General features: G+C 58.7%; 9 protein-coding genes and 1 riboswitch. Of the genes, 5 read left to right on the top strand and 4 right to left on the bottom strand.

The features are described 5' to 3' along the window. A partial coding sequence (locus Q0G85_RS09725) for a DMT family transporter (RefSeq protein WP_297157418.1) occupies positions 1–651 on the top strand: 651 nt, incomplete at its 5' end. Here Q0G85_RS09725 and Q0G85_RS09720 read toward each other — a convergent pair. Next, positions 652–1,440 carry a trans-aconitate 2-methyltransferase gene (locus Q0G85_RS09720; RefSeq protein WP_297157415.1) on the bottom strand — a complete coding sequence of 263 codons (789 nt, stop codon included), beginning with the start codon at positions 1,438–1,440 and terminating at the stop codon, positions 652–654. A 104-nt stretch (positions 1,441–1,544) separates the two neighbouring features. Here Q0G85_RS09720 and Q0G85_RS09715 point away from each other — a divergent pair, with 104 nt between their 5' ends. Continuing rightward, positions 1,545–3,506, top strand: coding sequence for an elongator complex protein 3 (locus Q0G85_RS09715; protein ID WP_297157412.1), 1,962 nt, complete (start codon positions 1,545–1,547; stop codon positions 3,504–3,506). Positions 3,507–3,624: 118 nt separating this feature from the next. On the opposite strand, the gene Q0G85_RS09710 is transcribed toward Q0G85_RS09715, so the two are convergent. The 3 genes from Q0G85_RS09710 to Q0G85_RS09700 form a co-directional block, all read right to left on the bottom strand. Continuing rightward, positions 3,625–4,464, bottom strand: coding sequence for an RNA methyltransferase (locus tag Q0G85_RS09710; protein WP_297157409.1), 840 nt, complete (start codon positions 4,462–4,464; stop codon positions 3,625–3,627). A 21-nt stretch (positions 4,465–4,485) separates the two neighbouring features. Beyond that, entirely contained in the window at positions 4,486–5,394 is a 909-nt protein-coding gene (locus tag Q0G85_RS09705; RefSeq protein WP_297157406.1) for a patatin family protein, read from the bottom strand. A 72-nt stretch (positions 5,395–5,466) separates the two neighbouring features. Continuing rightward, positions 5,467–6,459, bottom strand: coding sequence for a hypothetical protein (locus Q0G85_RS09700; protein WP_297157403.1), 993 nt, complete (start codon positions 6,457–6,459; stop codon positions 5,467–5,469). 265 nt (positions 6,460–6,724) lie between these two features. On the opposite strand from Q0G85_RS09700, the gene Q0G85_RS09695 reads away from it, so the two are divergent. From Q0G85_RS09695 to Q0G85_RS09685, 3 genes are all read left to right on the top strand, one after another. Then, complete coding sequence (locus Q0G85_RS09695) at positions 6,725–6,958, top strand: glutaredoxin domain-containing protein (RefSeq protein ID WP_297157401.1); 234 nt, start codon at positions 6,725–6,727, stop codon at positions 6,956–6,958. Positions 6,959–7,119: 161 nt separating this feature from the next. Beyond that, on the top strand, positions 7,120–8,484 hold the full coding sequence (locus tag Q0G85_RS09690; RefSeq protein ID WP_297157398.1) for an aminopeptidase C: 1,365 nt from the start codon (positions 7,120–7,122) through the stop codon (positions 8,482–8,484). A 130-nt stretch (positions 8,485–8,614) separates the two neighbouring features. After that, positions 8,615–8,712: riboswitch (NiCo riboswitch) on the top strand. An 83-nt stretch (positions 8,713–8,795) separates the two neighbouring features. Beyond that, on the top strand, positions 8,796–9,734 hold the full coding sequence (locus Q0G85_RS09685) for a cation diffusion facilitator family transporter (RefSeq protein ID WP_297157395.1): 939 nt from the start codon (positions 8,796–8,798) through the stop codon (positions 9,732–9,734). The last annotated feature ends 151 nt before the right edge of the window (positions 9,735–9,885 follow it).

The raw sequence follows: 9,885 nt of genomic DNA, 5'->3' as shown, positions 1-9,885 counted from the left end.
CCCTCGAAGAACGCCTTTTTGAGCGCGTGCTATTGCCTAACCGTGCCGTTCATCTGGTGGGTAGTCTCCCGCCGCCGCCCTCCCGCCAAGGTGTTTCTCGCCGCGGCAATATGCGCCACCGGCATCGGGATGGTATCGCTGACCGACGGCTTCTCCATCAGCCTAGGAGACGGCATCAGCATTCTCTCGGCATTCCTCTACGGCGCCGAAATCGTGATCATCGGGATGGTCATGCGCGACAACGATATCCTGACCACCACCGTCGTCCAGCAGTTTACCAGCGGCATCCTGGCTCTGCTGCTCGCCCTGACCACGCAGCCCATGCCTACAGCGGCGCAGGTGACCACACCCGAGTTCATCGGCGCCATGGCATACGTTTCCATCCTCTCGGCGGCCTTCGGAGCCGTGGCTCAGAATATGGCGCAGGCCCATGTGTCCCCTTCCGAGGCAGGTCTGCTCTGCTCGCTCGAGAGCGTGTTCTGCGCCCTGTTCAGCGTCGCGTTCTTCGGCGAGACGCTCACGCCGAGAATGGCGCTGGGGTTCGTGCTCATCTTCGCTTCCGTCGTGGCAATCCAGCTTGGCGACAAGCGCGGTGGCGCCGCTGCCGACAGGTACGCTATTGACCGCGGAGCAAAGGGGACAGAACGGTGACTAGACCCGGCGGCGAAACACAAGGTAGCTGTTCAAAGCACCCGTCCGGCCGTCCGCTTCGAACCGCGCGACGAGCTGCGCCTTGTCGCTAACAGCGCACACAAGACGGACCACCTCCTCATCCGAGAAGGTGTGACAGTATCGGTACGCGTGCGGTCTGTTCTGCCATCCAAGCAGGTAATCGCCCTTATCGAGCACGGGCAGCCCAAACTCAGCGCGGGCTTTTGCTGTCGTCTCGACCGCCTTCGCCGCGAGCTCGGGACTTTTTGCGAACTGCCAGAGCGACACCGCAACATACCCGCCGGGGCATACGCTATCGACGAGCGTCCGCAGCAGAGCCGTCCGAGCCTTAGAGCCAGGGACGTGATGAAAGAACCCGAAGCACACCGCAATATCGACGGGTGGCGCTTCGATCGCATGCTCGATTGAGCCTTCTATCAGGCGGCTTACAACATCGAGCTTCTGGAAAGCCACGTTGTCGGCGTCGCTCGCAAGCCCCTCGAGCGCAAGCTGCTCGCAATCGTCGACCGCGAAGTATTCGACCTCTGCGTCAGGCAGCGCCCCCTGCAGAAAGCGGAAAAATCGCCCGTTGCCGCACGCCACATCGAGAACACAAAGCGCCTTGCGGTATGACTGACCGGCGACGGAAGCGGTATCGAACCCCATCGCATCGAGGCAGCGCGACCAGCCCGCCCACGAGGTATGACGAGTCGACGAGAACGACGAAGCGTTTTCGCGATAGAAGGACGAGGTTATGTCGCGCAATTTTCGAGCAGTCTCAATATTCATAAGGCATCCCGTGCATTGTATCGCCTCGCGCCTCGGCGCGCCGCCCGCAGCGAGTCGACGTTCCGCCAACGCGCGCAGGGACCGTATAGCGTACAATGCCGCTTATGCAGAAAACTCTCGAAATCATACTGTCAACCCTGAAAGAACAGGGCCAGCCGCTCGACCCAAACGCGCTCGACCGGATCATCCGTGCGCGTAATCGGGAGCTGCGCGGCCCGGTGCGTGCGATTGCGAAGAAGAAGCTTCTCCCCTTCTACCAGCAGGTGAAGGAAACCGACCCCGACTTGTGGCGCAGCTGGAACATCGACGACGCACTCGAGGCGCTTCTCGTGCGCACCCTGAGGATGAAACCCATGCGCACCGCATCGGGCGTGGCAACCGTCACGGTACTCACCAAGCCGTGGCCCTGCGCAAGCGCTTGCCTCTACTGCCCAAACGATATACGCATGCCGAAAAGCTATCTGACCGACGAGCCTGCCTGCCAACGCGCCGAGCGCAATTGGTTCGACCCTTATCTTCAGGTCGCGCTGCGGCTGCGAACGCTCGCCGACATGGGGCACACAACCGACAAGGTGGAGCTCATCGTTCTTGGCGGCACCTGGACGGATTACCCGCGCGAGTACCGATTCTGGTTCATGCGTGAACTCTTTCGGGCCCTAAACGAGGCAGCGGACGCGGAAGCGCAACACGCGAGCATCGCCGAACGCCGCGCCTTCTACGAGCGTTGCAACATCAAAAGCGAGCGAGACGACCTTGCCGCATTCTCCCGCGACGAGCAAGCGCGGGTCACTTGCGGCGAGCTCACCTACAACCAGGCGGTTCGCGATCTCTACGGCGCCGACGAGGGCTGGCGGCAGGCGAGCACCCGCCAGACGACAACGCTTTCCGACGTTTCCCGCGAACACGCGCGCAACGTGCAGGCGGCACACCGCTCGGTAGGGCTCGTCATCGAGACGCGCCCCGACTGCATCACCCCCTTTGCGCTCACCGAAATGCGTGCCCTGGGCGCGACGAAGGTGCAAATCGGCATCCAAAGCCTTGACCAGCAGATACTCGATGCGAACCTGCGCCGCATCTCCCTTGATCGCATCGCCCGGGCCTTCGAGCTCGCCCGGCTGTTCGGCTTCAAAATCCATGCGCACTTCATGGCGAACCTTTACGGGGCCACCCCGAAACGCGACGTCGAAGGGTATCGCACTCTCGTGACCGACGGGCGGTTCCTCCCCGACGAGGTGAAGATGTACCCTTGCGCACTCGTCGATGGCACGGGGCTTGTGGCGCACTGGCGAGACGGCACGTGGAAGCCTTACACTGAAGAGGAGCTCATCGACGTGCTGGTCGCGAACATGCAGGCCACGCCCCCCTATGTACGCGTGTCGCGCATGATCCGCGATATTTCCTCGCACGACATCATGACGGGAAACAAGAAGGTGAACCTGCGCCAGATGGTCGACGAAGAGCTGGTGCGTCGCGGGGCCGCGGTAGCCGAAATCAGGACGCGCGAGATCGGCACACGAGGCGCCGACCTGAGCGACCTTGCGCTCGCCGAGTTCCCCTACGAGACCACCGTGTCAAGCGAGCGCTTCCTGCAATGGGTGACACCCGACGGGAAAATCGCGGGATTCTTGCGCTTGTCGCTCCCGAAAACCGACGCTATCGCGGGTGCGCGCACGGAAGCGGAAAGAGGGCGCGAATCGTTCGGCTCGGCGGGACGCGAGGCAATGCCGACCGAAAGAGATGACGCCTCCAGCCAGGCCGAACGCGATATTGCGCTGGCAAACGCTGATGAGCAAAGAGAAGCCCCCGCCCGAGCCTCTTTCCCCTTATCAGCAGGCGAGGCCATGATCCGCGAAGTACATGTGTACGGCGCCGTCGCCGCACTCGGACACGCGAGCACGGGCGCGCAGCATACGGGACTGGGACGCAAGCTCGTCGCGCGGGCATGCGACATTGCGAGAGAGGCAGGCTATGAGCGCATCAACGTCATCAGCGCCGTAGGAACGCGCGAGTACTACGCGAGCCTTGGTTTCGAGCAACACGGCCTCTATCAGCAAAAGAAGCTCTGATTTCGCAAGGCGCACGGCTGTGCGTTCTTAATGCCCCTTCCGTCAGAAGTGCTTGCCGCTCCCGAGAAGCGGCAAGCGGGACAAATCACCCGACCCACGTCCCAAACTCGGAGCGGAATTACCGCACGCGCAACTCCCAGAAGGCAACGGCACTGGCCGCAGCAACATTCAAGGAGTCGACGTCGTGAGCCATGGGAATCTTTACCGTGTAGTCGCTTGCGTCAATCGTGGCTTGCGCCAATCCTTCGCCCTCCGTCCCAAGGACGATTGCGAGTTTCTCACACGTTCGCAGACCCTCATCGTCAAGCGGGATCGAATCGTCGGACAGAGCCATCGCCGCGACCTTGAACCCCAGGTCATGAAGGAGTGCTATGCCCTCCCCCGCCCAGGCCCGGACGTTCCCGATGCGCGTCCAGGGAACCTGGAATACCGTCCCCATCGATACGCGAGCCGCACGGCGAAACAGCGGGTCGTGGCACGACGGGGTCACGAGCACCGCATCGACCCCGAGCGCGGCAGCCGACCGGAATATCGCCCCGATGTTGGTTGAGTTCCCGATGTCTTCAAGGACTGCCACGCGGCGAGTCTTTGTGCCAGCAAGCAACTCGGCCACACTCGGCAAAGCGGGGCGCTCGAATATGGCAAGCGCACTTCTGACCACCTGATACCCGGTGATTTCCTTAAAAACCGCTTTGGGTGCGACATAAATTGGCGTCGAGGCATCCGCCGCAAGCGCGCGTTCGATGGCGGGCATCGTCTCTTCAAGCAGTTTTTCCGAAAGGAGCATCGCGCGCGAAGTGGCACCCGCAGCCATCGCCCGCTCGATCACCTTAAGCGATTCGCCAATGAACAGCCCTCTTTCGCGCAGTTCCACATCGGCCGTGCGCGTGAACAGGGATAGCTCCCCGTCTCTCTCGGCTTCTTCGCCGCTCGCCTGGCCCAATCTGATAATCGGCATCGCTTCTCTCCCTCTTGCAACCTACCGACCGTTAATCCACGTCTCCCATGAACCAGCCTCGCGCTGAGCCTGGGCGTAGCCCATCTCATACGACGCGCAGAGCCTCTCCCAGTTCGTCTCCTTGTTATCTACCGGCATCTCATCGGGGTAGAAAACGCACGCCTCACCCGCACGTTCAAGCTGCTCGATTTCGTCGCATAAGGCGTTGTAGCGAGCGGGCCGCTCGATAGTGCGCTCCGCAACCAGAGGATGCTTTCGAAATGCTGAGCGAAACACCGCCCGCGGCAAGGCACCGAGTGGTTTCTTGCGATAGCCTCGCGGCTGCGTCCGTACGATGAAGAAGCGCTCGAAACCATCACGGCGCGCCGCATCAAGGCAAATCCCCCAGCTTGTGCCCATGCCGCCGTCCATGAACGTTCGACCGTCAATCACCGTTGGCGGCATGAACAGCGGCATGGTCGAACTGGCGCGCACGCGCAGCATCATGTCGCGCATCGTCGGCATATCCGTCTTCGTCCACGCCACGGTCTCACCGGTATCCCAATCGAATCCCTCGATATGAACCTCAGCTTTATTCGCGAGGAATGCATCGAAATCGAACGCCATTATCTCGTCGGTCCCCGCTAAATCCTCGGCGATTCCCTCATAGAGGTGATGCGCGTTGAAGAATCCTCGCCCAGCGAGAAGGCTGCCGACGCCGCCGAACTCGGGGTCGCAAACCAAATCGGTGAACGAAGCGCGCGACCGCTCGATATTTCGCGATACATAGTTGACTGTATGGCTTGCACCAGCGGAAATACCGTACACGTGCGAGAAATCCATTCCGCGCTCAAGCAGCGTCGCCACGACGCCGGCGGTGTAGCTCGCACGCATGCCGCCGCCCTCGAAGATAAGCGCGACATCATCTATGTTGGGTTCGCAATTTGACATGAGAGCGATTATACCCCGACCGCGCCCGCGTTGTCGGCAGCACCTGCGCCATCGACCGAGTCACGAAAGCTACTACTTGCCGCTTGATGTTGCGTTGCCGCCGCCCGAGGGGGACGACCCCGACGAGGATCCCTGCCCCGAAGAAGTGCTCTCCCCCGACGAGTTACCTTGATTTTCCGACGACGACGTACCCGAACCGGTGCTCGATCCAGACTCGGAACCGGCAGATGCCGAAGTGTCTGCTTGCCCCTGGCTGCTTCCTTGGCCGTTCGACTGAGAGTTCCCCGACTCGCCCTGCGACGCCGCCTGGGACTGCGACGAGTCACTCTTCGAAGCACCCTCCGAAGTCGCATTTTGCGAGTCCCTGCTCGCCTCGGATTTAGAACTTGCTTGCTCATCAGCTTCGGGGGCCTGCGACGAGCCCGGATCTTGGGCAGCTCGGAGCACCTGCTCGATCGATGCAGGTTTCGCACCTAGCCCCTGCCCTTGCGTGGTTAGCATCACGAATCCCGCTGAAATCGCCACCGCGATGAGGGCAGATGCCACCGACACGGCAATCACGCCGCGCTGCATGCGCTTATCATGAGCCCGTTTCGCTTGAACATGCTGCGCAGTGATGTCTTGTGCAAGCGACGCATCGCCAAGATGAGGCGTTGCGGTCGCGCGTCCCGCAATCGGCACAGCTCCTACCTCGCCAGCAGGGAAAAGCGACTGCTCGCCGCGGCGAGTCGGTACATCGCCCCTCAAAGGTTTCGCATCGCCGAATGGCAAGCCACCGTCCTCATCTTCCGCTATCTCCTCGATACGCGCTGATGGGCTGGCGGCTTCCCCATTGACCTGGAGCTCGGCGGCTCCCTCCCCGTCCGCATCGCGCATGCCGCGCAGCTTATCTGCCGATTGCTCAAGAAACCGCTTGTACACCTGCGATGCTACCGTCGATACGACCGAGCCAACGGCGACGCCGATCACCGATCCCGCGATGCCGATTTGCGCTGACAGCAGCATCGATGTCACCGCAGCAAGTGCGCCCGCCGTAAGCTGCGAGCCCGACAGTCCTTCGAACAAACTCTTTGTTGTAAACGTTTTATCCTTCGCGCGTTCCGCCATATTGAACCTCGTGCTGATCATTTACTCACATTTCCGAAGGCTTACCATATCCCCCTTGTGTGGTGGGAATTTGAACCGCAGCCACTTCTGCGCCATATCGCTACCCAACCCTCACAGATATGCCATTTTCAGCTCGTTTCCATCATCCTAGCTACGCCGCAATCGGTATCATCTCGACCTAAGCGTATACTTGTCGTATTGTTTCCGACCGAAAGGAACCTCGATGGACAAGCCGATTCTTTATTATTGGGCCCCTTGTTCAACCTGCTCGGTGGCGGTAAACCTCGCCGATGAGCTCGGGATTGAACTCGACAAGCGCGACGTTGAGCAGGAAGCTCCCTACCAAGAACTTCTTTCGCTCGGCGGAGATGCGAACAAGATTCCTTACCTCTACGTGGGCGGCGAGCTCATTGAAGGACAGGAAGCTGTGCTGGCGAAGCTCGAGGCCATGAAATAAAGGTTCTTCATCGCCTCGTAGTGCGCGGCTGCCCGAGATTGCGCTATTCAACCCGGGCGGCTGCGCGGTTTTGTTTTTACTGGGCGTTATCGGCCCGCCCGTTTCCCTGCCATTGTGCTAACCTCCGAACATAAGTTGAACGCTCTCGTTTGGAGGTACCTATGCGTCAAATCGAAAGTCCTATCGCCTATTCTGCGATTCCCGATGACGTCACGAATCGCGCGCATGAAGCATTTGCATCGGACCCTGCCGCACGCATTGCGAAGAACGCCGTTTCCGCATGCCCGATCCGCAAAGTCGCCCGCGTACCCGAGGCGCTCAGCCTCGACCCTCGCACCTTCGACGTGCAGCTCTCGCAGGGCGATATCACCAACCAGAAGAGGTCGGGTCGCTGCTGGATGTTCGCAAGCTTGAACACCATGCGCTTTCGCATCATGAAGAAGTTGAACCTGAAATCCTTCGAGCTGTCGCAAGCCTATCCGCTTTTCTGGGACAAGTACGAGCGCGCAAATTGGTTCTTCCAGAACATCATCGCTACTGCAGACGAGCCTGTTACCTCGCGCAACGTCGCCTTTCTCCTGCTCGATCCGCTCTGCGACGGCGGGCAGTGGGATATGTTCCGATCAATCGTGAAGAAGTACGGCGTCGTGCCGAAGGATGCCATGCCCGAAACGCATTGCTCGTCCAATACGGGCGACATGGACGCGTTCCTTACCCGCCATCTGCGCGCGGGCGCCAAAACGCTTCGTGACATGATAGCTGACGGAGCCGACAAAGACGCGCTGGAAGAAAAGCAAGCTGACCTGCTCGAACAGTTCTACCGCATCCTTGCAATTTGCCTCGGCGAACCACCAGTGTCTTTCGAGGCGCGCATTCGCGACAAGGACGACAAGCTGATTGTTTCGGGCACCTTCACCCCAACGCAGTTCTTCAATGAGTTCGTTGACATGAACCTCGATGATTTCATTTCGGTAATCAACGCCCCCACGTCCGACAAGCCTTACTATCATTCATATTCCGTTAGATTCCTTGGCAATATTGCTGAAGACGGCGGCGTACATTATGTCAATCTTCCTATCGATTCCCTCAAACGAGCTGCAATTGCCCAGCTCAAAGATGGACTCCCTGTTTGGTTTGGCTGCGACGTCGATCAGAATTACCTGCAAGACGATGGCATGATGGGAATCAGCACCATGGATGCTGACGGGTTATTTGGGGTGCCGGTTATGGCCAGCTTGGACAAAGCGGCTCGACTCGACTACGGCGAGTCGCTTATGACGCATGCCATGGTTTTCCAAGGAGTGAATCTCGACGACGACGGCAAGCCGAAGCTTTGGCGCGTCGAGAACAGTTGGGGGAAAGACCACGGCCATGATGGGTACGACCTCATGACCGACGACTGGTTCTCCGAATACGTCTATCAGGTTGTAGTCGACAAGAAATACCTGACTGAAGAGGAGCTTGCCGCCTATAACAGCGAGCCCACTCCCCTTGCGCCGTGGGATCCCATGGGCGCCCTTGCTTAAGCTTTGAGCTCGTAAGATTCATGTTTTCGCCACAATTTCGATGTTAGTGGTGACAAACCAAAACCGAAGCTCGTACAATGTGGCCACTCTTTGCACTGCATTGCCGCGTCAGATGTCGCGACAAGCTTTTACAGCGCAAACTGATCAGGCCGTGGCGATGAGCTATGGAGCCGGGCCGGCGGGGACGTCGGCAGCAGATGCACCTTATGGCGCGCCTGCGGGACAGTTGCCGTTCCGCAGGCGCGTTTTTGTTTTCAAACGCAACTGCGGGTAGCTAAGAGACACTGTTCCCTACTCAAGGAGTTTGCACGATGAAAACGAATGACGAGACCCCGAACAACATTCCTAATACTACCGCATCTGACTGCGCGAAACCCATGCCTGATCGCCAAAAAGTTACCCGACAAGTTGCATCCGTCGGCATAGGCGGTAACGTCTTTCTTGCTGCATTTAAGCTGTTCGCAGGTCTTTTCGGCAATTCAACCGCGATGATTTCTGATGCCGTTCACTCGCTTTCCGACGTTTTCGCTACCGCCATCGCCTTTGTCGGAGTTAGGCTTGCCGAACGAGAGGCGGATACCGACCACCCTTACGGGCACGAGAGATTCGAAAGCATCGCCTCCCTCGCTTTGGGGCTGATACTGATGTTTACCGGGCTTGCGATTGGGTATTCCAGTTTGGAAAGTATCGCGACGCGAGCGTATCTCGATGAAGCGATGCCGAGCGCTATTGCACTTGTTGCCGCCGTGGTATCAATCGTGGCGAAAGAGGGAATGTTTTGGTACACGCGCCATTGGGCTCGCGCCATTAACTCAAGCGCCTTTATGGCTGACGCTTGGCATCATCGCTCCGATGCCCTCTCTTCTGTTGGTGCTCTTGCGGGAATCGGAGCAACAATGCTTGGGTTTAAGGCGGGCGACGCAATTGCTAGCTTAGTAATCTGCGTTATTATTCTTAAAGTCGCATTCGACGTTCTCAAGGATTCGCTTAGTAGCCTAACTGATACTGCATGCGATTCTGCCTTTGAACATGAAATCAGAGACATAATTCAAAATACGCCTGGCGTAATTCGAATCGATAACCTTAGAACTCGTAAATTTGGCAACAAGGTCTATGTTGATGCGGAAATCGCTGTTGAGGGATCTCAGAGCCTCTTCGAAGCTCACGCAATTGCTGAAGCGGCCCATGATGCTGTTGAAGCGCGTTTTGAAGACGTGAAGCATATTATGATTCACGAGAATCCAGCATAGCCAGGTGTTCCATTTCTTAAATTGAGAAGGCCGCCAATCTATATGACGGCCTTCATTTTTAATGGTAAGATTTCTTCTCTATGTTAAACCACCGTTGACATGTCGGCGATCTGCCTGGTCCAGTAGACCATGGCGTCGCCGCATTCGAGGT

It is taken from the genome of uncultured Ellagibacter sp. (assembly GCF_934617235.1).
Taxonomy (GTDB): domain Bacteria; phylum Actinomycetota; class Coriobacteriia; order Coriobacteriales; family Eggerthellaceae; genus Ellagibacter.
This window is presented reverse-complemented; position numbering and strand designations above follow the sequence as displayed.